22 protein-coding genes and 1 other annotated feature are annotated in these 24,306 nt (G+C 38.5%); of the genes, 9 read left to right on the plus strand and 13 right to left on the minus strand.

Annotated elements, in window-relative coordinates:
• Positions 1–15: 15 nt before the first annotated feature.
• Positions 16–1,308, minus strand: coding sequence for a group II intron reverse transcriptase/maturase (gene ltrA / locus BQ9859_RS11610; RefSeq protein ID WP_075877859.1), 1,293 nt, complete (start codon positions 1,306–1,308; stop codon positions 16–18).
• A 582-nt stretch (positions 1,309–1,890) separates the two neighbouring features.
• On the minus strand, positions 1,891–3,246 hold the full coding sequence (locus BQ9859_RS11620; RefSeq protein ID WP_075878317.1) for an NCS2 family permease: 1,356 nt from the start codon (positions 3,244–3,246) through the stop codon (positions 1,891–1,893).
• Positions 3,247–3,483: 237 nt separating this feature from the next.
• Between BQ9859_RS11620 and BQ9859_RS11625 the strand changes: the two genes are divergently transcribed.
• On the plus strand, positions 3,484–4,602 hold the full coding sequence (locus tag BQ9859_RS11625; RefSeq protein WP_075878318.1) for an SLC13 family permease: 1,119 nt from the start codon (positions 3,484–3,486) through the stop codon (positions 4,600–4,602).
• 34 nt (positions 4,603–4,636) lie between these two features.
• Here BQ9859_RS11625 and BQ9859_RS11630 read toward each other — a convergent pair whose 3' ends face one another.
• From BQ9859_RS11630 to BQ9859_RS11645, 4 genes are all read right to left on the minus strand, one after another.
• Positions 4,637–5,050 carry an arsenate reductase ArsC gene (locus BQ9859_RS11630; protein ID WP_075878319.1) on the minus strand — a complete coding sequence of 138 codons (414 nt, stop codon included), beginning with the start codon at positions 5,048–5,050 and terminating at the stop codon, positions 4,637–4,639.
• A complete protein-coding gene (locus BQ9859_RS11635; RefSeq protein WP_075878320.1) occupies positions 5,043–5,387 on the minus strand; it encodes a thioredoxin family protein in 345 nt (114 codons plus the stop codon). The genes BQ9859_RS11630 and BQ9859_RS11635 overlap by 8 nt, the downstream gene beginning before the upstream one ends.
• A gap of 14 nt (positions 5,388–5,401) precedes the next feature.
• On the minus strand, positions 5,402–6,412 hold the full coding sequence (locus BQ9859_RS11640; RefSeq protein ID WP_075878321.1) for a permease: 1,011 nt from the start codon (positions 6,410–6,412) through the stop codon (positions 5,402–5,404).
• Positions 6,413–6,486: 74 nt separating this feature from the next.
• Positions 6,487–6,798, minus strand: a complete 312-nt coding sequence (locus BQ9859_RS11645) for an ArsR/SmtB family transcription factor (RefSeq protein WP_075878322.1) — start codon at positions 6,796–6,798, stop codon at positions 6,487–6,489.
• A gap of 454 nt (positions 6,799–7,252) precedes the next feature.
• Between BQ9859_RS11645 and BQ9859_RS12395 the strand changes: the two genes are divergently transcribed.
• From BQ9859_RS12395 to BQ9859_RS11665, 4 genes are all read left to right on the plus strand, one after another.
• A complete protein-coding gene (locus tag BQ9859_RS12395; RefSeq protein ID WP_143404435.1) occupies positions 7,253–7,486 on the plus strand; it encodes a hypothetical protein in 234 nt (77 codons plus the stop codon).
• Positions 7,487–7,759: 273 nt separating this feature from the next.
• Entirely contained in the window at positions 7,760–8,284 is a 525-nt protein-coding gene (locus BQ9859_RS11655; RefSeq protein ID WP_075878324.1) for a GNAT family N-acetyltransferase, read from the plus strand.
• A 53-nt stretch (positions 8,285–8,337) separates the two neighbouring features.
• Positions 8,338–9,192, plus strand: a complete 855-nt coding sequence (locus tag BQ9859_RS11660; RefSeq protein ID WP_075878325.1) for a MurR/RpiR family transcriptional regulator — start codon at positions 8,338–8,340, stop codon at positions 9,190–9,192.
• Between the two features lie 137 nt (positions 9,193–9,329).
• Entirely contained in the window at positions 9,330–10,724 is a 1,395-nt protein-coding gene (locus BQ9859_RS11665; RefSeq protein ID WP_075878326.1) for a 6-phospho-beta-glucosidase, read from the plus strand.
• A 43-nt stretch (positions 10,725–10,767) separates the two neighbouring features.
• On the opposite strand, the gene BQ9859_RS11670 is transcribed toward BQ9859_RS11665, so the two are convergent.
• Both BQ9859_RS11670 and BQ9859_RS12490 read right to left on the minus strand, forming a co-directional pair.
• A complete protein-coding gene (locus tag BQ9859_RS11670; protein ID WP_075878327.1) occupies positions 10,768–11,610 on the minus strand; it encodes a polysaccharide deacetylase family protein in 843 nt (280 codons plus the stop codon).
• 73 nt (positions 11,611–11,683) lie between these two features.
• The gene (locus tag BQ9859_RS12490) at positions 11,684–11,845 is read right to left on the minus strand and encodes a hypothetical protein (RefSeq protein ID WP_154666067.1); all 162 of its coding nucleotides are present in this window, start codon (positions 11,843–11,845) and stop codon (positions 11,684–11,686) included.
• A gap of 146 nt (positions 11,846–11,991) precedes the next feature.
• Here BQ9859_RS12490 and BQ9859_RS11675 point away from each other — a divergent pair, with 146 nt between their 5' ends.
• The gene (locus BQ9859_RS11675) at positions 11,992–12,834 is read left to right on the plus strand and encodes a magnesium transporter CorA family protein (protein ID WP_075878328.1); all 843 of its coding nucleotides are present in this window, start codon (positions 11,992–11,994) and stop codon (positions 12,832–12,834) included.
• Between the two features lie 186 nt (positions 12,835–13,020).
• Entirely contained in the window at positions 13,021–14,430 is a 1,410-nt protein-coding gene (locus tag BQ9859_RS11680) for a DHA2 family efflux MFS transporter permease subunit (RefSeq protein WP_075878329.1), read from the plus strand.
• Here BQ9859_RS11680 and BQ9859_RS11685 read toward each other — a convergent pair.
• The 4 genes from BQ9859_RS11685 to BQ9859_RS11700 form a co-directional block, all read right to left on the minus strand.
• Positions 14,427–15,479 (minus strand): metallophosphoesterase, encoded by a 1,053-nt coding sequence (locus BQ9859_RS11685; RefSeq protein ID WP_075878330.1) that lies wholly within the window; start codon positions 15,477–15,479, stop codon positions 14,427–14,429. The two genes, BQ9859_RS11680 and BQ9859_RS11685, sit on opposite strands and share 4 nt — an antisense overlap.
• A gap of 116 nt (positions 15,480–15,595) precedes the next feature.
• Positions 15,596–17,662 (minus strand): sensor histidine kinase, encoded by a 2,067-nt coding sequence (locus BQ9859_RS11690; protein WP_075878331.1) that lies wholly within the window; start codon positions 17,660–17,662, stop codon positions 15,596–15,598.
• A 10-nt stretch (positions 17,663–17,672) separates the two neighbouring features.
• Positions 17,673–18,377, minus strand: a complete 705-nt coding sequence (locus tag BQ9859_RS11695; RefSeq protein WP_075878332.1) for a response regulator transcription factor — start codon at positions 18,375–18,377, stop codon at positions 17,673–17,675.
• Positions 18,378–18,423: 46 nt separating this feature from the next.
• Complete coding sequence (locus BQ9859_RS11700) at positions 18,424–19,020, minus strand: TVP38/TMEM64 family protein (RefSeq protein WP_075878333.1); 597 nt, start codon at positions 19,018–19,020, stop codon at positions 18,424–18,426.
• A gap of 251 nt (positions 19,021–19,271) precedes the next feature.
• On the opposite strand from BQ9859_RS11700, the gene BQ9859_RS11705 reads away from it, so the two are divergent.
• On the plus strand, positions 19,272–19,475 hold the full coding sequence (locus BQ9859_RS11705) for a hypothetical protein (protein ID WP_075878334.1): 204 nt from the start codon (positions 19,272–19,274) through the stop codon (positions 19,473–19,475).
• Positions 19,472–22,492, plus strand: coding sequence for a bacterial Ig-like domain-containing protein (locus BQ9859_RS11710; protein ID WP_075878335.1), 3,021 nt, complete (start codon positions 19,472–19,474; stop codon positions 22,490–22,492). Before BQ9859_RS11705 ends, BQ9859_RS11710 begins: the two co-directional genes overlap by 4 nt.
• Positions 22,493–22,682: 190 nt before the next feature.
• On the opposite strand, the gene brnQ is transcribed toward BQ9859_RS11710, so the two are convergent.
• Positions 22,683–23,990, minus strand: a complete 1,308-nt coding sequence (gene brnQ / locus BQ9859_RS11715) for a branched-chain amino acid transport system II carrier protein (protein ID WP_075878336.1) — start codon at positions 23,988–23,990, stop codon at positions 22,683–22,685.
• Positions 23,991–24,022: 32 nt separating this feature from the next.
• Positions 24,023–24,255 (minus strand) — a binding site (T-box leader).
• Between the last annotated feature and the right edge of the window lie 51 nt (positions 24,256–24,306).

A 24,306-nucleotide genomic window follows, 5' to 3' on the forward strand; every position in this document is an offset into this window, starting at 1 on the left:
ATATGTTAATACAACCTATCTTAGATAGTATGCTAGAGGATTGACCAATCCAGGTCTTTCCTCTTTTCTTATGGCTAGAATATCCGCATTAAGTAAGAAATTAATTACATTCCCATTTGCTTGTTTATATAGGCCAAGCCTTGTATTCGCTACCGAGTAGAGTTGTTCATCACTGAAGTGATATGGCAATTTCTCATTCAACTTTTGTAGATTTTTATATATCCTCGGTGGTACTTTCCACTGTTTTAAGATGATGACCCTTATTTTGTGCCTTAACCATTGTCCAAATTCATCGATGAAGTTCTTCATCCTTCCGATTCGAAAGTAGTTTATCCATCCTTTGACGATTTGGTTTATCCTGGTGAATGTTTTAGCGTTGGTCTGTGCTACACATTTCTTTCGAATGAGTTCCTTTCGACATTTATCATACAGGCTTTTCTTACTCTTCTTTGTAGGAATACATTCCCATTTTGATGAGTTCTTCCAGTATGTAAAACCTAGAAAATTACTATTCGTTGGTCGTACTACCTTTGTTTTGGTTGCACTGACTTTTAGGAATAATTTTCTCTCCAGCCATGATGTGACGGACTTCATCACTCGATTTGCTGCCATCTCGCTTTTAACGAAGATATTACTATCATCTGCATATCTCACAAAGCATAGTCCCCTTTCTTCCAGTTCCTTATCAAATTTATCTAAGTAAATATTTGATAGAATTGGACTTAGAGGTCCTCCTTGTGGCATTCCTATGGCATTTGCTTTGACAAAACCATTTTCCATGATTCCTGCCTGCAGGAATTTACGAATCAAATGCAATGTTGTCGAATCATTCACATGCTCTCTAAGTATTGAAATTAATTTATCGTGATTTACTGTATCGAAGTATGCTTCTATATCTAAATCGATGACCCATTCGTATCCTTCATTTAAGTAGTCCAGTGTTCGCAGGATGGCATCATGTGCACTCCTGTTTGGTCGGAATCCAAAACTATTCTCACTGAATTTACTATCATAAATATCTGATAACACTTGAGCTATCGCCTGTTGGATGACCCTGTCTACTACTGTCGGAATTCCCAGGGGTCTTTTCTTTCCATTTGATTTAGGAATATAGACTCTTCTTACAGGTTGAGGTTTGTATTTCTTCGCCAGTATCTGTTTCTTTATCTGTTCCCTATAGGCCTTGAAATACTCGTCAATTTCATCCACTGTCATCTTATCAATGCCAGGTACACCTTTATTACTTTTGACTCTTTTGATTGCCTCTTCGAGATTTTCATCTCTTAAGATCACTTCGATCAATTTCATGTTGTTGCTTCTCCTTCCTTTTGTAAATATATTTGGAACCATTCCCTCTACCTTCATTCCCATGGGATTACGATTCCCACTTATGGAACTATCCTCGATTTCGAACTATCCAAACATTGCGCATGGTGAGCTGCACCATATAAACATTAGGTCCTTGGGTATAGATGTCTCTACCTACTACGACCTCAGCTGACTTCTTGTGGTAAACCTTTTTCGACCGATGTTACCATCACTGATTTTAAAGATATTGGATTTCATCGTCCACAAGACCTCCCGGGGTAATTCACGAATCCTGTTTCTTTCACAACGTCCTGATTTACTGTCTTGGTTTTACGTTTACCTTTTGGACTTCGGTTTGATATGCAACCTTATCCACCATTTAGCCTTATATCCGGTTTCTGTTCGTACGCTCGAAAGAATCGCTACACCACTTCCTCCATCCTCAACATCACTGTTAACGACTTGTGGTTCGCTACACTTGGCGGTAACTACCTGTGGTTGGTTTATCTCCAACTGAATTCGTGCCATGCCCGGCACACATATAAAAACCGTGCGGCACATGACCAGCACGGTTTTTTCAGTTTAGATGATTGCCAGCAACACAAAGTTCAAGATAAACAACAATGCGACCGTTGCAATGATCGGATGAATTTCTTTTGTTTCTTTCTTAAAGATCTTGATGATGCAGTAAAAGATAAATCCACTAGCGATACCATAAGAAATGCTGTAGCACAAAGCCATGAACAATCCTGCAAAGAAAGCAGGAACTGCTTCCTCCAAATTATCCCAATGGATCTGTGTGAAAGAAGATACCATCATGCAGCCGACAATGATCAAGGCAGGTGCAGTCGCTGCACTAGGGATTGCAGATACAAAAGTTGCAAGGAATGCGCTCAATGCAAAGCAGATTGCTGTAACAACAGATGCCAGACCTGTTCTTCCTCCTGCACCGATACCAGCAGCACTTTCAACAAACGTTGTCGTATTAGATGTACCAAAGATGGCACCGATCGAAGTTGCAGTAGCATCAGCAAATAATGCTTTGTCCATTTTTGAACTGAAGCCGCTGCCTACTTCCAATGCTTTCTCATCTTCTTCAGAGAAGATACCGCTGCGTCTGCCTGTACCGATAAACGTACCGATCGTATCAAATGTATCCGACATGCTGAAGGCAAAGATCGTAATCAAAACTAAAGGAATACGTGCAGCATCAGCAAATAAAGATGGCAATCCTTGTGATGTAAAGATCACGCCAAATGTAGAAGGCAGTGCTGCCAAAGCATCATTAAAGCTGACCGTATCTGTTGTTGTGGTCACTCCAAAAGGAATACCGATCAATGTAGTGATGATGATAGCGATCAAGATACCGCCCTTGACATTTTTTAATGTTAAAATGACCGCTAACAGCAATCCGATCAAAAAGATCCAAAGCACTGGCTGATTCAGGGTTGCAATTGCAGGAACACCGCTGTCAAATGTAATGAATCCTACATTTAAGAATCCTAAATAAGCAATGAAAACACCGATACCGCCGCCAATCGCATTCTGTAAAAACTGCGGAATCGCTTTGATGATGATCTTGCGAATTTTTGTTACGGTAATAAAAATATTGATCAGACCACAGATAAATACCATGGATAAAGCCTGTTGCCAAGTAAAGCCTAACTGGAAACAAACTGTATAAACAAAGAACGCATTTAATCCCATGCCAGGTGCTTGTGCATATGGCACGTTTGCAACCAGCCCCATGATCAATGTACCAATGACTGCAGAAATGATCGTAGCTAAGAAAACAGCTCCCCATTCCATTCCTGCCTGTGATAAAGTATTTGGGTTGACCGCAATGATATAGGCCATTGCAAAGAACGTCGTGATACCTGCCATTACCTCAACAGAAACAGATGTCTTATTTTCTTTTAATTTAAAAAACTTCTCCATTTTTTCTCCTTTCTTCTTAATTCACATTAAGAATGAATAGACTTTACCATATTTTTACATAATTTGCAATGGAATCCACTAGAAACAAAGGGTTTTCCAGTGTTTTCCACAAAGATGTATTTTATCCAAACACAACTACAATTTAAATGTTCATCATACTTTTACACGATCTGTTTATCCTTGTTCCCTTATTGTATTTCCTTTCCATCCATGATAAACTATGGCGAGGTCGAGAGTATGGTAAAAATTCAACATTTCATAAAAAAAGAACCCGTCTGTTGCATCGCAATGCTATTGGCAATTCTTTCTGCATGGTTCGTTCATCCTGATCAGGCATATCTGGCTTATCCAGATTATCGAACGATTGCTTTGCTGTTTTGTCTGATGATCATCATTGAAGGTCTTTCTTCCCTTGGTCTATTTTCAGCACTTGCCAGCAGTTTGTTAAAAAAGACAAAAAGTATCCGCGGACTGGCTTGTACCATGGTCTTATTGTGCTTTTTCTCCAGCATGATCATTACCAATGATGTCACTTTGATTACTTTTGCTCCGTTTACGATCTTGTTATTCCGTATCGTTCATAAACCGGATGCTATGTTAAAAGTATTGGTATTGGAGACAATTGCAGCAAATCTAGGCAGCATGGCAACGCCGATCGGCAATCCGCAAAATTTATATCTGTACTCTGTTGCGGACTTTTCCATGCAGGAATTTCTAAAAGCGACATTGCCTTATACCATTCTCTCTTTATTCTTATTAATTTTATCCTTGGCTACCATAAAAAACGGACACTTAGGAGATCTGGTCGTAGAAAAGAAGGCAATTACCAAAAGTGCCATGCCAAAGATGTCCATCTATCTGATTCTGCTGATCTTGGCTTTATTGGTCGTTTTCCATGTATTGCCTTATACAGTTGTTTTCTTTATTACTGTAGCAGTCATCTTATTGGTTGAACGCCGTTTATTTAAAAATGTCGATTATTTCTTATTATTGACATTCTTATTCTTTTTTCTCTTTATTGGCAATATGAAACGCATTCCTTTCATCAATGAATTATTATCTTCTTTATTAGAAGGTCACGCGTTGATAGGCGGTGTATTGATGAGCCAGATCATCAGCAATGTGCCAGCGGCCATTCTCCTCTCTGGATTTACGAATGATCTTTCTTCTTTGCTGACTGGGGTCAACTTGGGAGGTTTAGGTACTTTGATTGCCTCGCTTGCCAGTTTGATCACATTTAAATTCTACGCCAATACCGAAGGAACCAAAAAAGGTCAGTTCTTAAAAGTGTTTACTTTATATAATGTGATCTTCCTGCTCATTCTTTTGACTGCAGCGTTTTTCCTTATCCATTAGCCACGAAAAATATGGCAGTATTCCTGCCATTTTTTTATATCTGATTTTCCATGATGCGCTTTGCCAGATCTTTTATTTTCCATTCGATTTGTTGCATGGTCTCAAGAAATGCCTCATCTCCTTTACCTGTCGGGTCTTCTAATCCCCAATCTTCGCGATAGCCGCAGGGAAACGTTGGACATTGTACATTGCATCCCATCGTCACCAATATATCAATCTCTGGCAACATCTTTAATGTTTTTGAAAATTGTGCAGCTTCCATATCGATCCCGTATGTTTGCTTCATCAAACGCACAGCATCTGGATTGATATGTGACTGACACATGGTTCCTGCTGAATAACTTTCAAATACGTCTTCTGCTAAATATTTGCCTAGTACTTCTGCCATCTGACTTCTACACGAATTATGGACACAAACAAAAGCAACTTTTGGTTTTTTCTTATTCATCCGTATCCTGTCCTTTTCTATTTAGGATGTGCTGCACTTCTTCTTTTGTCAACACTTTTCCATAAGACACAACTTCCCCATCGATTACTAATGCAGGTGTGCTCATGACGCCATAGGAAGCAATACGCGAAAAATCTGTAATATGTTCCACTGTCGTTTCCATTCCATTTTCTGCTAATGCTTCACGTACCGCCTTTTCCAGAGCAACACATTTCTTACAACCGGATCCTAAAATTTTGATACCTTTCTCATCTGCATGTCGGTTTTCTTCTATCTGCAACCCGCAACTACCGCAACCGCAATTTTTTGTTTCTGTTTTTTTCCTAAATAAACGCATATACTTCTCCTTCCTCAGCCAATTAACCAGGCTTGTGCAAAATTAAATAAATAACCAATCAAAATGATACCAATCGTACATATGCTAATAAATATAAATAGCAGTTTCGGTTTGACTGCTTTCCGCAACATGATCATCGATGGCAAGCTCAATGTTGTAACAGCCATCATAAAGGACAAAATCGTTCCCAATTGTGCTCCTTTGGATAATAAAGCTTCAGCTACCGGGATCGTTCCAAAAATATCTGCATACATAGGAACTCCTACCAGCGTTGCAAGCAAAACACCAAACGGATTATTGCCGCCTAAAACAGCCTGGACCCATTCCTGCGGAATCCAATTGTGGATCAAAGCGCCGATTCCTACTCCCACCAAGATATAAGGAAATACCTTTTTGAATGTTTGCAGCATTTGCTCCTTCGCATAATGGAGACGTTCTTTCTTAGACAAGGATGGTGCATCGATCACAAAAGAAGTTGATTTTTGAATATAATCTTCAATATATTTATCTAAATGCATTTTTTCGATCAGTGTTCCACCTGCTACCGCCAACAATAATCCAACGACCACATAAATGACGGCCACTTTCCAGCCAAATACTCCTATCAATAGAAATAAGCTTCCAAGATCTACCATAGGAGAAGAAATTAGAAAGGAGAAGGTGACCCCCAAAGGCAGTCCTGCACTTGTAAATCCAATAAATAAAGGAATCGACGAACAAGAACAAAACGGTGTCACGGTTCCCAGCAAAGCAGAGAATATGCGAGCGGACAAGCCGTTAAATCTCCCTAATATCTTTCTGCTTCGTTCCGGTGGAAAATAACTTTGAATATAAGAGATCATAAAAATTAATACGCATAATAAAATGGTAATTTTAATGACATCATAGAGGAAAAATTGCAGACTGCCTCCGATATTGGTTTGCAAATCAACTCCTAGTATGGTCAATAACTTTCCTAAACATGCGTTTAGCCATTTCATGCCCAATATCTGATCTTGTAAAAACAATAAGATAGATTGTATCATAGGATCCTTCCTTTCCATCATACATCAAATTATTTTGATATGAATGATCTTTTTTTAAGTCATCCGAAGATGACTTATCTTTTATTATTGCAATGACAGCTCATTTCTGATTTAGGTGCTGTAATCTGTAAGATGCGATCAGAAGCGGATCGGATACCCGCCTCATCTAACGAATAATGGACCCATTTCCCATCCGGTCTTGCTTTTACGATACCCGCTTCACACAAGATCTTCATATGATAAGACAAGGCCGATTGCGCCATTCCCATTTCTTCCATCAAAACACAGGCACAGCGCTCTCCTTGCGTCAATAAATCAATGATACGCAGTCGTTTGGTATCACAAAAAGCTTTAAATACTTTTGCGTCTTTTTCATACTTGTCCATATATGCATCCTCACATCAAAATTATTTGATGTATTTAGTATATACATGCCTCTGAAGTTTGTCAATCAATATCTTTTCAATTAAACACTTAAAAACTGTTTTGCTGCACTAGCTACAGAGAATAGCATATGATCAATTTACAAAAAAATAATACTTCTTTTTGCAGAAACATCTCCTTATTTCATAATAGCATATAGTTCCCTTCCAATCCTAGACTCACAAATAATAAATTTTCGTGCTATGCTTTAAATAGAAATAAAAGTCTTTTAAAGGGGGTATGATGATGAAAAAGTCCTTTTCTGTATTATTTATTATCTTTCCTTATATCACACTGCTCTATCAATACATAATGAGTTTTGTTTTTGAACAATATACACAAGGAAATAGAGCAATCGAATGGACAATACCTCTCGTATATCTTATTTTAGGCCTTCTTTTTGGATGGTGTATCTTTATGAAAAATAGGTTAGGCAAAAGAGAACAACTATTTTTAGAAATAATACATCTCATCATTTTTGCAGTTTTTACCATTGGATGGTTCTTCCCTTCTTTGCGAATTGGACAAAATCCAATCACTAGTTTTTATTTATATGATACCGCCAGGATCGTCGGATTTCTTTATATCGGTATTTTTGCTGTCGATATTATCATGCAGCTATCAAGAAACAAATTGAATTCGAAGAAATGATCCTATGCAAAAGGACGATTTTCGGCAGAATCAATGCTGAAACATCGTCTTTTTAGTTTTTCCTCGTTGATGTATTTGCTCTGATGCATCTGCCTCGGGAATCAAGTGTTCCTTGTTTCTTTGAATGGTATACAGCGGACGGGGAAGAAAATACGTATTCATCATTTGATTATGAAAGATCGAAATACTATAATACATTCAGCAGGATCTATGTTAAAACCGGAAACTGACATTATTTATAAAAATGTACGCATATCGGATTGGAGGTAATGTATGACATTGAAATTAATAAAAGGCAGTTATTTCTATAAAGATCAAATCATTGCCATGCTTAGAGAATGGAAAGCATATAATGCTACACATGACACCAATCATTCCCCATGGGCCATATTTAAAAATGATTATCAAGATTTTGACTATTACTTAAAGCATCTTGAAATAACGAGTTCAAAAGATGGACTCGTTCCTGACTCTGTCTTCTTTTGTTTGGATGAAGAAAGAAATGTGATCGTAGGGGCCATTCAGATCAGACACTATTTAAATGATTATTTATCAACTTATGGCGGTCACATTGGTGATGGCATACGGCCTTCTGAGAGAAGAAAAGGATATGCTACTAAAATGATCGGGCTGGCTTTAGAAGAATGCAAGAAACTTGGGATGGATCAGGTATTGATCGTTTGCGATAAAGATAATATCGGTTCAGCAAGATCGATCATTCATAATGGCGGAATTTTAGAGAATGAAGTAACGGAAGATGGTGCGGTCATCCAAAGATATTGGATCCCATTGTACTGACATACTATAATGCTTACAAAGAACATGTCACTGCATAAGGAAAGGATCTGCCAATGACCATAGAAAAAGCTATTGCACAATGCAAAAATCTAACACCTGTAGAAGCCACCATTGCGAAATTTATCTGTTCCCGCCCTGATGAAGTCATCCACATGACCATACAAGATATTTCTGAACAGCTGCACATTTCAAAATCAGCTGTCTTACGATTTTGTAAAAAAATAGGTTTTAATGGATTCAATGAACTTAAAGTACAATTGGCACAAGAAATGAATGAAAAGATACGATCCAACCATATGATCAATGTCAATTTTCCCTTTTCAATCTATGATTCATCCAAAGAGATAGCAAACAAATTAATTGAACTATATACGATCACCATCCAGGACACCTGTTCCTGCATCGATTATAGTGTTTTGCAAACAATAGCAAAATTGTTGAATGATGCGGAAGTCATCGATATTTATGCGCATGCGCATAATTTTCACATTGCACAGAATTTTAAAGATAAAATGTTAACGATTGGAAAACGGGTCAATTGTATCGAAAACTTTTATGACCAGCGCCTCAATGTTTTGACCAGCGACAGCAGGCATATTGCGATCATCTTGTCTTATTCAGGCAAAGCATCCTGGATCTTAACGATCTTGCAAAAATTAAAAGAAAAAAATATCCCCGTCATCCAAATTGGCAAGATCAACAGCAATCATTATCCCGCGCTTATTTCTTACCATCTAGGCATCAGCAATCTAGAAAATTTACGAGATCGCATTTCACAATTTTCATCCCATATCGCCATGCAATATATGATGGATGTCCTGTACAGCTGCATCTTTCGCATCGACTGGCAGAAAAATCGTGCGTTTGTGGAACAATTCATTGACTATATGGATGACCGCGAGCCTTAGCGTTTCAAAAAGTGTCAAAAATTTGATGCTTTTTTTATTTTTTTTAAAACAAAGTATCTCTCTTCCCGTTATTTCTTGTCAGGAGGATCATGTAGATTTAAGGTAGTGATGTCAAACAAGAAAAGAGGAGAGCAGAAATGAATAAAGGAATCAAAATCGTAACGATTGGCGGAGGCAGCAGTTATACACCGGAATTAATGGAAGGATTTATCAAACGGTATGACGAACTTCCCATTCGTGAAATTTGGCTTGTAGATGTGGAAGGCGGAAAAGAAAAAGTGGAAATCGATCTTCAAATGGCTCGACGCATGTGGAAAGCAGCTGGACATGATGTAGAGATTTATGCAACTTTCGACCGCAGAGAAGCATTAAAAGACGCAGACTTTGTCACCACTCAATTTCGCGTTGGTTTTCTAAACGCAAGAATCAAAGATGAGCGCATTCCCCTGTCCTATGGCATGATAGGACAAGAAACAAATGGAGCAGGCGGCATCTTTAAAGCTTTGCGTACGATCCCGGTGATGTTGGATATTGTGAAAGATATGAAAGAACTGTGTCCAAATGCCTGGCTGATCAATTTTACAAATCCAAGTGGTATGATCACGGAAGCAGTCATTCGTTATGGAAAATGGGACCGCTGCATTGGTTTATGCAATGTACCTGTCATTTCAATGATGAAAGAACCGGAAGTCTTAGGCCGAAAAAAAGAAGATCTTATCTATCAATTTGCTGGACTGAATCATTTCCACTGGCACAAAGTGTATGATAAAGATGGAACTGAACTGACACAGCAGATCATCGATGCAATGTTCGATGGAAAAGATGTAGGGTTGCCGGCGAATATCAATAATGTGCCTTTCTTTCAAGAACAAATAGAAGAAATGAAAATGATTCCTTGCGGATATCATCGCTATTATTACCGCCAGGAAGAAATGCTGGCACATTGTATGGAAGAAATGCATACCATAGGCACCAGAGGCGAACAGGTAAAAGAAACAGAAGCACAACTATTTGAATTATATAAAGACCCAAACCTTGATCACAAACCAGAAGCACTTGCAAAACGCGGAGGAACCTATTACAGTGATGCGGCCTGCGAGTGTATCAATGCCATTTACAATAATAAAAAAATCACCATGGTCGTCAGCACGCAAAATCACGGAGCCATTCCTGAACTGCCTGAAGATGCCATCGTAGAAGTCAGCTGTATCCTATCAGGAAAAGGAGCTACGCCCCTGGCTTTTGGAAAACTGCCTAGTGCACAGCGTGGATGGCTGCAATGTATGAAAGCCATGGAAGAATGTACCATTGCAGCTGCAGTTAGCGGAAACTACGGGCTGTTAATGGAAGCATTTGCATTAAATCCGTTGATTCCCATGGGAGAAAGTGCAAAACGTGTAATGGACGAATTATTAGTAGCACATCAACGATATTTGCCGCAATTTGCAGAAAAAATTAAAGACTTGCAGCAAACCGTACAGATCAAAGATACGGTTGTCAATCAACTGCGCAAAGAAGAACAAGCACACTAAATCAAATTAAAAAAAGACAAGATCATTCTTGCCTTTTTTGTTGCTAATCTGCCGCTATTACAGCATCGCCAGCTTTTATACGATATATTTTTCCATCTACATCGATCCAGATGTCCTGATTGCTTTCATTATAGATTTTGCTTCCATCCATCGAATATTTTAACTGATCAAAACATTTTTTATATCGTACGATCTCTCCATTCGTCGCATACCATATATCTTCTTGATCTGCCAGTCTTTGCAGTTTCTTCTCAAAAAATTCCCAGCGATCATCAATATCCAGTTCAAAAGAATGTCCCCAGATATAAAAGATCTTGAATGGTTCCCGCTTCGTATTTTTTTCTAAAAATTTTGTAATCAGCTCGTCTATAGAGGTCTCTAAAAAATGACAGGTCGGATGCCATTGGCGGAAATCTTCAGGAAAAAGAAAGGTATGTGATGATACGGTGGTCCTTCCATACTCTAGATCCAAAAGATCCATGATTTTTAAAGTATCCGCATTATACGTACCATACGCATAGGCTGCGCCTAAGATCCGTTGATCCAGTATTTTCTCTAAATGATATTTATCAAACGCTAATTCATATGTTTGCACAGTAGAAGGAACGCTGCTTAAACGAATATGCTGATAGCCATGCACTGCTATTTCAAAACCTGTATATCGTTCTTTGATTTCTGCCTCTTCATAACGGTTGTGTGCAATCGGCTTTTCTTTTGTCGGTGCATGTTTCTCGCCAAAGCAACCGGAATTTAGATTAAATGTTGCTTTCATATGATATCGTTTGAATAAATCCATCAGTCTGCCATCCTGCGTGACCCCATCATCAAAACTGAATGTTAAGGCCTTCTGTTTTCCCCCTGGAAATAATAAATCAACTTTTCGCATTCTATTCACTCTCCTGTACTTCTAATATGTCTATTATAACGTATTGAAATGCTTTCATCACTCATGAAGCGTTCTAATGCAACAAGGACTCTAATATCCGTGCAACGACTGCAATACAAAAACCAATGAAAAAACAGACAATTCCCAGATCCTGTGCACCTATCATCAAAATGAATATACTGGATACAAAACATAATAGAGCAAACACATAACCAATCAAAACGATGTATTTCATAATTCTTCTTCAGTTCTTTCTATTGTTCCTATATCTAGCATACGCTTTTTTTCTGCTACTGCAAACCAGATATCGCTTTTATTCGAAAATACACCATACAGCGTATCTTTTTATGTTATATTACAGGTAAAGGAAAGTGATCTGTTATGAACAGCATATACAAATACGAACCATGTAAGGATCCACAGATTGACCCTGCGATCTTATCCATCATCAATCAACATTTATCAAAACATTCAGCTACGGTATTTGAGGCTTATGATACCTATGTCATCATGAGCTTTACTTGGTATAACCTAAAAAGCAAAGCTAAAACATTAAAAAAGATTTCTATTTTTCTTAATGGACAGGATCTCTTGCTCTTTATCGAAGATACGCATCAGCTCCAGCATTATCAGCAATTATTTTCAGAAAATCAAAAAAAAGATCATCTGGAACTGCTGCGCCTATTTTTTAATGAGCTTCTTGGCAATGACATGGAATATATCGATGCATACGAAACATCGATCACCAATGCAGAAGATCATGCTTTACAAGACAGCAGAAAAGACTATCTAAACAAGATCATCAAATTCCGTAAACAACTGCTGCATCTAAAACATTACTACAATCAATTGCAAGTCATTTTTGACGGTTTATTAGAAAATGAAAATAAATATTTTGATGATGAAACGTTACGCAAACTGACGATCCTGCATGATCGTATCGATCATTTACAGCTCAGTGTCTCTAATTTACGTGATTATGTTACACAGATGCGGGAGGCTTATCAATCGCAGATTGATATTGAGCAAAACCATATCATGAAGATCTTTACTTTGATCACGGCTATCTTCCTGCCTCTTACTTTGATGGTTGGCTGGTATGGCATGAACTTCAGATATATGCATGAGCTGAACAGTCCTTACGGATACCCTGTCTTTATCATCGTCAGCGTCCTTGTCTGTGTTTTATTGGTCTTTTACTTTAAAAAGAAACGATGGTTTTAAAAACAAAAAATAAAATTTCTTCTTACATGATCCTTATTTTTTTGATATCATAAAGCGCGGATATTTTTATCTGACAATTGAATCAAATGAAAATGGTAGTGATGATTATGAGAACATAATTGTAGCGAAAGTTATGTTTGCATATACATCACTTTTTTATTTGATACGAATGAAAGGAAGGGTTTTATGAATACGACTACTTTTGACAGAGCCAGAACAACTGTGGCACACCCATTTTTAGTCATGATGGGACTTTATTTAGGAACTTTTATCGGTATGTTTAGCGAAACATCTTTGAACATTGCCTTGCCGATCCTGAGCCAGTCATTTGCTGTAGATACTTCACTGATGCAGTGGATGGTCATCGGCTATATGCTGGTCATCGGGCTTGTATTACCTTTTGTCAGTTTCTTGATGAAATGGTTTCCTGTACGTTCTTTAACTTTATTTGCTTTAGGTGCTTTTTTCATAGGCTGCATCGTAAGCGGTGTGGCAAACAATTTTGCTATCTTGTTATTCGGCAGAATGCTGCAGGGAATCGGAACCGGATTATTATTGCCAATGATGTTTGCCATGGTTTTGGAAATCTTCCCTCCGCATAAAATCGGGGCAATGATGGGGCTGACTGCATTGATCATCATGTTTGCTCCTGCCATCGGTCCTACATTATCCGGTATCATCTTAGGTGCTTTTTCTTGGAGATGGTTATTCTTCATCTTTGCGATCATTTTGCTGATCGGTTTCCTGTTTGCATGGAAATGTATGATCTCTCCTTATGAATTGACCAAAACACCTTTCGATTTCTTATCTTTTCTGACTTCCTGTGTTGGTTTTGGCGGTTTGGTCGTTGGTGTAGGACTGTCCAGCGTATACGGATGGCTGTCTCTGCCTGTCATCTCCTTGTTGATCATCGGCATTATCTGCATTCTGTTTTATATCTATCGTCAATGCAAGATTGATACGCCGGTCTTGAACTTGCGCGCTTTTCAAATTTCACAATTTCGTATCGGTTCGATCTTGGTCATGATCGACTTTGGCATCACTTTATCTACAATGTATTTATTGCCGCAATATATCCAAAACGGCATGCTGCTGCCTGTTGCCATGACCGGTATGATCATGCTGCCTGGCGGAATCGTCAACGCGCTTGTTTCCCTGCTTGCCGGAAATCTTTATGACAAGATCGGTGCAAAACTGCCGGCTCGCCTAGGTTTTTTATTATCGATCATCGGCAGTCTCTTATTGATGCTGACGACAAAAGAAAGTCCAATTTTCTATATCATCCTTTGTCATATCCTATTGATGATCGGCGTTCCTCTTGCCATGTCCCCTTCACAATCAGCTGCGCTGAATTCACTTCCACCTGCTCTTTCATCGGATGGCAGCACGATCCTAAATACGATGCAGCAAGTGTTAGGGGCTGTATGTACCGCAATCGCTACAAGTCTATTAGGAATCGGTCAGCAAGCTTATTTAGCTGACGGATCAGATCTAGCAAGTGCATTTACGCAAGGCGCGCATTATGGCTTTGCATTTGCATTTATTTTAGCAATCATCGGTTTCATTCTTTCCTTTCAAATCAAAAAGAAAGCTTAAGATCTTTCAACAAGATCGATCACGACATATTCACTGCTTCCTTGTGTGCGTAGCGGAAATCCCCAACCGGCAGCACCGGATGAATTGATAGCCGTCATCATCCCGATCTGCTCCTGGCCAGCATTCAATTCATTGATAGAAAACCATTCATATAGATAATACAACGGAAAGATCTGTCCCGCATGTGTATGGCCGGAAAGATGTAAATCAGCTGATTGCTGAGAACAGACTTTCAGATCTTTTGGCTGATGATCCAATACGATCGTATAGAAATCGTCATGAGTCAAAGGAATCGTTTGCCTTCTTGTTGGATCACTGAGTTCTTTTCTCCCAAAAATCAATATTTCCTGGTTGAACAAAACTGCATCATCTTCTAACACTTGAATGCCGGAAGATCGAATGCAGTTTTTAAATTGTGTCTTTGACATCTGCTGCTGCCAGCCGTATTTTCCTTGGTCATGATTTCCAAACACATAATAAACCGGAATAGTTTCGCTTAACTTTCCCAAAATGGAAAAGACTTCCTCTATTTCACTCACCGTAGTATATTCATCAATGATATCGCCGCCCAAAAACAGCATATCTGCCGGCTCCTTTTCTAGTCTAGAGGTCAATTGCTTTAGATCGCTCGCCTGCATTGTCGTAGGGTAATGCAGATCGGATAAAAATAAAAATCGATAATTTTTCGTCAGCTCTTTCTTTGTCTCTACAAGATACGAAGTTCGCTGGATATGCAGCATATTATAAGATCCATATCCAATCCAAGCAAAGGTCAAGAGCAGGGAAATAGAAATCAGCACAACATTTCTTTTCTGAAAAGAATGGTTTCGCTTACGAAATAATGAAATACCTTTTATACATAATGAAAAAAAGATAAAATGCAGTTCAAATATGAAACACAGACTGTGCACGTCCAATGCGGGAAAAGCAAATACCATTGCCAGCAAAGCCCTTATCCATCGATACTTATGATCGATCATATAAAAATACTGATAAAAAAAGAACGTAAAGAAACAGTAACAGATGATAGAAAGAATGAAGGTCAACATCCTATCCCTCCTTCACTCTTTATCATAAAGATGAAAAATGAATAAAATCAGGTATCGTTTTAAAACAAAATCAAAACAAATTCTTAAAAAAGGCACTTAGACAGCGCCTTTTCATTCTATTCATCAACATCTGTTTCCTGCATCGGAAAAGCAATGACCACTTTAAATAAATCACAGTCAATCGACAAATCAAAGGTTCCGTTCTGTGCTTCCGTAAAGCTGCGGGCAATGGCAAGCCCCAGACCGCTGCCTTGTTTCGAACGCGACTTGTCCCCGCGAACAAAACGTTCCATAATTTCTTCGCTTGTGAAGTTCATTGGTTCTTCTGAGATGTTGCTGATATCGATCATCACGGTTTCTCCCACTTGTTCTATGTTGATATATGCCCGGCTGTTCGGCATGGCATATTTACTGATATTCGATAATAAATTTTCGAAGATGCGATACGTTTTGTTGCTGTCGAGGAATAACTCCATTTTTTTCTTTGCGTAACGACGGATGATCGTGAGTTGTTTCTCTTTCCACAATTCTTCACTTTGCAGATAGACTTGTTCCACCAGATCCACAATATTGAGACGAGTTCGTTCCAACTGGATATTGCCGCTGTCCACTTTGCTGATTTCCAGCAGATCATCAATCAGATTCTTTAAACGATCAGCATATTTCTGTACTTTATCTAAATACTCATGACGCTTCTCTTCGCTTAATGTATCGTCTGCCAATACCACGATATAATTTTTGATGCAGGTAAGCGGTGTTTTCAAATCATGCGAGACGTTGGAAATCAATTCGGTCTTCATTTTCTCTGATTTTACTTTCTCTTGTACAGCTACCGCAAAATCCGCATTTAACTTTTCCAATTCCTCTATACCGGAAGTAAAGATCCCATAATCTGTTTCTCTGACGAAGTCTTCTGAAACGATACCGCGCATGGCTGTTAATAATTTTTGATAATCCTTTTGGATATGTTTCATGTGCCGATCCAGATACAGCAATAACCAGACTGCATAGCATAGGGCTGCAATCCACATCAGATAAAAATTAAATAAACCAATCAATACCATGACAAAGAAATTGATCATGATCAATTTCAACAAATGACGCGTCATATCTGAATGAAGATCTATCTGGAAAATACTATTCCATTGTTTCTTGATAAAACGACAAATGCTTCCAAACAGCGAATGCTCTTTTATAAAACGAAATGGTCCATATAATAAAATGTATTTGATTTCAAATATAGCCAATGATAAAAATATATAAGTAGACAGCCAGATGATAAAATTGAAAATATATAAGATCACATCTTCATTTTGGATTCCATATTCATTCAGGATCGCATGAAACTGTCCATTGATCGTATACCCGCTGCAAAGAAGCGACATGACAAATCCCAATGATACCAGACTGCTTAAGATCACTAAATTGATCTCAAAGCTCCAATTCTTGATCGTTTGAAAAGGGGCAACCTCACTCACGATCCGAATCGGATAGAAAAGAAAGAATATACACAGCAATAAAACCGCTATACAAAAACTGACACCGCTGAATGCATTGTAATTCTGCCAGGAATTGACATATCCGGAAACGCCTTCATAAGAGGTCACTGCCGGCGATAACATGAATTGAACATCCATGTTTTTAGGCAGTTGTATTTGTATATCCGAATACAGATAGGAAGGAAGCGATGGAAGGATCCTGTTGAATTCAATAGATGAAAAAAAATCATCTTGGAAATCGCCGTCGATCGTACAGTTTCCCTTTTCATCAAAACGGATATGTACATAAAAAGCAGAAGCATCTTTATCGATCTCTGCATTTGCAGGAATATTGGTTATGCTGGAGGCATCTTCCAGATTTTCAGCAACATAAAAAAAATCACTGTCATTGTTGAAAAAAGATTCCACCTGTGTACTTGTAGATGCAAAGTCTTGCTGCACATCCTCTCTTGTATTTGCATCCAAAGTATCTGAAAAAGTGATTGTTTCATACGATGGATCTATTTTTTTTGCTAAATCAAAAGTAAATACTTGAAATTCTTCCTGATAGATATGCTGTATGGCATCTACCTGCTTTGTCATGCTCGCTTTTGCATTATCATATAGAGTGATCGTGACTGCCCCCATTGTCAATAATACCGCAGCATAAATCATGATAAATAAGACTTTTCCTTTATTCTTCATGCGCTTTCTCCTACATCTTTTCCATCTTATAACCAATGCCCCATACAACCTTGATATATTTTGGATTGCGAGGATCTGCTTCTATTTTCTTGCGCAGCTTTCGTATGTGGACCATGATCGTTTCTGTATTGACTGCATCTTCTCCCCAAACATGTTCATATATCTGATCCGATGAGAAGATCCTTCCCGGCTGTTTCATCAGGAGTTCCAAGATCTGATATTCTTTTGCTGTCAAATGGATCCGTTCTCCGCGTATGACTGCCTCTTTTGCATTTTGATCCAACGCCAGATCCCCCACACGCAAGAATGGTTCATCTTGCTCTTCTTGTCCTCTCTTCAGATTTAAAATCTGCGTATACCGGCGAATGTTCGAATTCACTCTTGCAATCAGTTCCAACGGTTCAAAGGGCTTTGTGACATAATCATCCGCACCGATATTCAATCCCGTGATCTTATCGATATCCTCTGATTTCGCACTTAAAAAAATGACTGGTATGTCATAATGCTGCCGCAATTTCATGACCATGGTAATGCCGTCCATCACCGGCATCATGACATCGACAATAGCTAATTGGATAGATTCCTTCTTTAATATCTCTAATCCTTCCAAGCCGTCGGATGCCAAAGAAACTACATATCCTTGATTTTCTAAAAAGATCTTTACAGTTTCTTGAATTCCCTCTTCATCTTCTACTACTAAAATATGATACTTCATCCTTCTATCCTCACTTTTATTCTATTATTATACTTTTACAATGCGATCAGAGCAAACGGCTCATAAACAATAAGACTTCCTTCATGGCAAACGAGTATAAAAGCAAGCCAAAAGGTTTGCATACAATGTTGATCAGCAGAAAACGCCGGGTGCGCATATTGGTCAAACCGCAGATCATGCATAAGATATCATCGGGCATGCCCGGCAACAAAATGGCAAATGCAAAGAAAAGATCAAATTTCTTTCCTTTCTCTAACCATCCTATATACTTGTCATATGTTTTTTGCTCCATTACTTTCAACATAAACGTTTTACCATAACGTTTGACCAGTGTAAATGCAATATATGAACCGATCAATAGACCAATGTAATTATAGATAAATCCATAAAACGGACCAAATACGATGACGCCGATCGCACTGGATACACCGCCTGGAATAATGGGAATGATCGTCTGTATGATCTGAACCGCAAGAAAAGCAACTGGTGCAATGGCACCCATTTGCCTTAATCTTTCTTCTAAACGATCCGGACCAACAAAAAAATCCTGCCATCCCAGATAAAAGATAAATAAACAGATAGCTATCGTCCCAAGAATGCTCAGATATTTTATTGTCTTGACCCAGTCAATTTTCTCGATCATATCCTCACCTCGTTTTTATTGTAGGATACAATTAAAAATGAAATACGTTGAAAATTCTAAACAATTTCTTAACTGTCTCTATCTGTTTGCAGATCGACACATATTGAAATAATGCTGTACAGCGAACTAACAACAGCAATCTTACATTATTGGTACATTATTCTCATTGTATCCCAATAATGGGCATGATATGATTTTACTAACTAGCATGCAACCTGCTATTTTTTTAGAATATCAAAGGAGAACGACGAATGAAAAAGACCAAAACGATATTTCTGACTATTCTGACATTCTTGTTTTGCATGTCGCCGATCGGCTATATACACGCTGCTGACAATGCAAGCAACCTTGCCGGCAAAAATGACAATATTGCCAATATCGTGTTGTTTGCTATTTTCAAGATGAAGAAGAGAAAGGATTTTTTAACGACACCAGTAAAAAAGATCCTGCTATGACAAATGCGCAAAAGATCATCGACTATTATGATGGTACATCCAAAAGATCTTTGACAAATTATGTTTCTGCCGTTTCTTATGGTCAATTATCTGTGCATAACATTTTCCCGCAGTATAATGCTGCTGAAAAGAAAGTCAATGCAATGGAACTGCCTTTTCACAAAGAAACCGCCCAAAAAAAAGATATCGATTATGAGATCTTAAAATACATCGGCACGCAAAATGTCACTGCCTCCGGTCAAATGATCGATTATGATCAAGATGGAATGGTGGACAATGTGACCGTGATCTTATTGGGAAATGGCGCAAACAATGTAAGCACGCTTCCAACTCTTTATCCGCACATGTCTACCTTTAATGGAAAAGAACAGATCGATAACAAAAAAATTCATTCCTATAACATGTTGAGCACAGAACGTATCGGATCCGATGAAACTGGTGTGATCTGCCATGAGTTCTTACATACCCTTGGTTATCCTGATCTTTATACAACAGACAGCTCTTTGCCAGTCAATAACTGGGATATCATGGCATATTCCTCAAAATATGTATCTGCCCCGCTTTCCTATTTAAAGATGGCCATTAGCGGCTGGATAAACATGCCGACTTTGACTGCCAGCCAACAACAAGTATCCTTGCAGCGTTCTTTTGAAAATGGCGGTACACAAGCCGTGGTATTGAAATCTCCAAACAATCCGGATGAAGTATTTGTAGTTGAGCGCAGAGAAAAAGGAAATCCGGCAGATCCAGATTCTTTAGATGCAGCAATTGGCGGCAGCGGCATCATCGTATATCGTATCAATACCACTGTACCAAATTTCAGCAATTACTTTGGAAAACAAGGTGTGTATGTCTTCCGCCCGCAATTTGGACAAAATGGACATAATCCAAGCAGTGCAAGAGGTACATTAAACAATGCATTCTTGTCTCAAGAAGCAGGAAGAACACAAATGGGTTCTCCAGATATGGATCAAGGAATCAATGACGGTGCCATCACATTTGCCGACGGCAGCAATTCCGGCATCATCATCTCTAATGTTTCCAGTGCGAAAGGCGATACGATGACGTTTGATGTCAGCATTCCAGAAGCATCTCAAAATGATGTCTGGAAAGACACAGAGATCACAAACAGCACTAACAGCTCTTTGATCGAAATGAACGGGGAACTGATGGCGCTGGGATATAAAAAGAATACCGTGACCCTGTTTCAGTATGATTCTGAGCAGTGGAAAGAAAAGAAAAATTTCCAGTTTGCTGATCAAATCGTTGATCTGAAACCATTTGTGATCGACCAGAAACTTGGATTTGCATATAAAGATGAAAACAGTTTTCTGCATATCATCCTCTGGGATGGAAATAGTCTAAAGGAATTGAATGGACCTCGTGATATCCAAGAAGTATCCAGTTTTGATGTACAAACAGATGCAAATGGAAATCTGGCGCATCTTGTTTACATTCAGGGAAATACAGATGCTTTCTATCGCACTTTTACTGCATCCGATTTAGGGAAAGAAATAAACTATCATTCCAGCTTCTGCGGCGATGCAAAGATCGTTTTCAATGGGGGAACGACTTTTATCGGTGTACGAGATGCAAATGAAAAAGATCAAATTGTATTATATGTAGTCAGCGCTGACCATCGATCAGTGAAAGAGATCCCTTCTCCCGGCAAAGCTCGTTCCTTTGACCTGATTTCTTATCAAGGAAATTTATACAGTGCAATGGACACCTCTTCTGCTCTTGTTGTCAAACGATTTGACAAAACGAAATGGAATGAGCAGGCAACTTTAAATACTGCCAGTCTGCAGCCAAAACTGACGATTGCCAAAGACACACTGTGTGTGTTGACAAACTTGAGTTCCAATAATGGAAAAGAAGGTCTGTATGTATATGCACTCACCAAAAACGGTTTGGAACAGGAAGGTGCACAAGTACATCGTTCAGGCAGCAATCATGCCGTCACCAGTTTTCATGATCAGCTGTTTGTAACGTATACAAACGAACAAAAAGCTTATATTCAAACCAAATCTGTACAAAATGACCTTTTATCCTTAGAAATCACTCCGCCGGCAAAAAACACATGTTTCGTAAATGAAAAGCCAGATTTTACAGGTCTGCAGGTTTTTGCAAACTATGAAAAAAACAAACGAGAACTGCTGCCGCAGGAATACCAGATCTCAACATTGGATACTTCTACTGCCGGCATCAAAACAGTAACGATTTCATTTAATGGACTGTCTTCGTCTTTCCAATACACAGTAAAAGAGAAACCAGTGCTTGCTCCCACAACCATCGATAAGATTTCCATTATGAATATCCAGATACCTGCCGGCGGACAAAAGCCAGTCAAAGAACTGCAGGTTAATGAAGAAGGTATCCAAAAAGCAGAGATTCGCTGGAATCCAGAGTTGAAAGAAGGTACTTTTGATTTTGGAAAACGATACCAGGCCGTCATCACATTCACAGCAAAAGATGGTTATGCCTTCTCTCCTGCTGTAAATGCCTTTGTGAAAGATGCGAAACACACAGACGTACAATGGATCAACGATCACTCGATCCGTATTACTGCACATTATGAAGCAACAATAATTCCTTCACTCACTGCGGACAAGACAATTGCATTACAGGTAGGCGAACATAAAAAAGTACAGATCCATGACGAAACAAACAGCGGATTGACATGGACAAACGATGCACCAAGCATCATCTCCATTGATCAAGAAGGCCATGTACATGGCTTACAAGCTGGAAATGCAACAATTAAAGTAAAGAATGCCTATGGAAAAGAAGCAACCATTTTGGTTCAAGTGACCCATCCAAAACAAGAAGATGGAAATACGACAAATCAAGGTTCAACCGATACAGCCAAAAAAGAAGAAACAGCAAACACAAACAGCCCCAACACTGTTGATACAGGAACAACCACTAACTGGATACTTCTGTTGACAGGAACAATAGCTTCCGCTGCTTTCTTGAGCATTGCTCTTGCTGTTAAAGCAAAGAATAAACAAGTATAAATCTCATGATAGACGGGATCCTTCATTTATAGAAGGATCCCGTTTTTTATGATACAACCCTGCATTTTATCATTCATCTGCATACTTCTGTCTATAAGACAGGATTCAAAGATGTTTTAGATCTTGCTAATGCAAGTAAAAAGGATATTCCTATAAAAGAAAGTATCCTATGATTTAATAAAATATTTTTTCATGCCTTCTTTAAAAGTTTGTTACATCCATAGGCTACAAAAAAGGCAATTGGGACAATGATCAGCCATCCTAAACCAAGGTCATAGAAAGGCAGCAGATGAAATAGTTCTGTAAAGAATCCAAACTTTAATCCAACTGTTTCTAAAGATGATAACACACTCTCTAATAAAACAGCATAGATCACAATCGGATAAAAATATGGGTTCTTAGCGAACCAGCGGTCACATAATCCCATTAGCATCAATACGATCGATATCGGATAGATCGCATTCAAGATTGGCAAAGAAATGCTTAAGATCGTTGTCAAACCTAAATTGCAGATCAGAAAAGAAACAAAAGTAATGATCAATACATACTGTTTGTATTTTAATCGCGGATATCTGCGGGAAAAGAACTCCGAAATAGAAGTTATCAGACCAACACAGGTAGTTAAACAGGCAATCGTAAAGATGGCAGCTAACAAAACTGCTCCCACATCTCCAAAAACATCATGCACGATATAACGGAGGGTCCACGCTCCATTTTCTTGAATCGGATATAAACCAGATGTGGACATTCCTAAATAAGCAAGCATGATATAAATCAAAGATAAGATGATACCGGCCACCAATGCAGCTCGCGTCGTTGTCCTTAATACTGCTTTCTTTTCTTTCATACCAAAACTTTGAATCGTTAACGAAATAACCAAGCCAAAGTTTAATGCAGCGATCGCATCCATTGTATTATACCCTTCCAAGAAACCAACAACCATTGGATTATCTACATATTTCCCAACTGGTTCGCCTATATCAATACGGCCATTCAATAGGAAAGAGATAAACAATAAGCAGATCAAAAACAACAATGTCGGTGTTAAAAATTTTCCCATTCGATTCACTAATTTATTTGGGGTCAAAGCCAACCACATAGCAATCAAAAAGAACACAAAAGAATACACCAACATCCAAAGGGTAAAGGACGCGTCTTTCGGCAGATAGGGGGCAATTGCCATTTCAAATGGAACCGACGCAGCACGCGGAATTCCTAATCCCGGACCAATCGACAAGTAAATCAAAACAGTATAAATAGAAGCAAATCCAAATCCCACCTTTGATGAAAGGTTATCCAATCCTTTAAACTTTGCGACCACAATAATGCCTAATACCGGCAACAAGACTGCTGTGATCAAAAATGCAATGATGGCATAAATTGCATTCGAACCAGCATTCTGTCCTAAAAATGGCGGAAAGATCAAATTACCCGCTCCAAAAAACATAGAAAACAACATGAAACTGACCATGATCAGCTGTTTTTTTGATAATTGCATACATTTCTCCTCACAAAAAAAAAGATCGTCCCTGCAAGGACGATCATAAACCGCGGTACCACCTTTTTTCCAATTCTCATTGGCGCTTTTCGTATCTAACAATACGTCTCACCGATAACGTGGCTTCACTCCGTCTTCCCTACTATGTATTCAGGTCGCTTCTATGAGATGATTTCTTTAACTACCTGTATGATCACTTCCACCAGCCGTAACCTCTCTAAGATACAACAATAGTTCAATACTTGTTCTCAATTATAGAATTATATCTTCTTTTCCATTATATGGAATTACTACAAATTATACAACTAACATTATT

The sequence above is a fragment of the Merdibacter massiliensis genome, assembly GCF_900155395.1.
GTDB lineage: Bacteria > Bacillota_I > Bacilli_A > Erysipelotrichales > Erysipelotrichaceae > Merdibacter > Merdibacter massiliensis.